This window comes from Xenorhabdus entomophaga, assembly GCF_037996725.1.
In the GTDB taxonomy this organism is placed as follows: domain Bacteria; phylum Pseudomonadota; class Gammaproteobacteria; order Enterobacterales; family Enterobacteriaceae; genus Xenorhabdus; species Xenorhabdus khoisanae.
Genome location: NZ_JBBMXH010000306.1, coordinates 1 through 653 on the forward strand (window position 1 = coordinate 1; position 653 = coordinate 653).

The window sequence follows — 653 nt, forward strand, 5'->3', positions numbered from 1 at the left end:
GTAATTTAGCGCACCTAGCACTGACCGTCTGACCGGGTTTTGCGGCTCTGCTTCATGGGGCTGACCTCGTGGACTCCATCCGTATTGCACCGGCGGGGAGGCGGAAAAACCTGCCTCATCAAGATAGACCAGCCGATAATGACCTGACCGTGCGCCCGCCTTAATTTTATTCAATAAGGCGGCTTTTTCAGCAAACTCCGCGTCATTGCGTTTTTTTTAAAGACAGGCGAGCACGTTTATAGGTTAGCCCCTGTTTTTTCAGGGTATTAGCCAGCGTCTCAAGTGTACAGGGCAGAGGGCCATGCTTGTCCTCAACTTTCTGTGCGATTCGGGCTAGCGTCAGAGATTCTGCGCGAGCGGATTCGACCGCGGTGGCAATCATGTCAGGTGTCATGGCGGGATATCGACCTCCGACATGGCCACCTAATAATCCGGCTATCCCTGAATCATGCCAGGCGTGAACCCAGTCATAGATAACTCTGAGACTACATCCTATCTCCTCGGCGATCTGACGGGGTTTGATGCCTCTGGCAAGCATGAGCAACCCCGTTCCTCGCGTACGGATGTCCCGATGTCTGTGATTCAAAGCCAGTTGTTGTAATGTAATACGTTCAGGTTCAGACAGTGTGATATTCGATTTCATAGGAATAGGG

Annotated in this window: 1 protein-coding gene; it reads right to left on the bottom strand. The window is 51.9% G+C overall.

Going from position 1 to position 653, the window contains the following annotated elements; genetic code table 11:
* Positions 1–202: 202 nt before the first annotated feature.
* Positions 203–653 (bottom strand): helix-turn-helix domain-containing protein (locus tag AAC854_RS22910; RefSeq protein WP_340619102.1); only part of this gene is annotated, 451 nt, incomplete at its 5' end.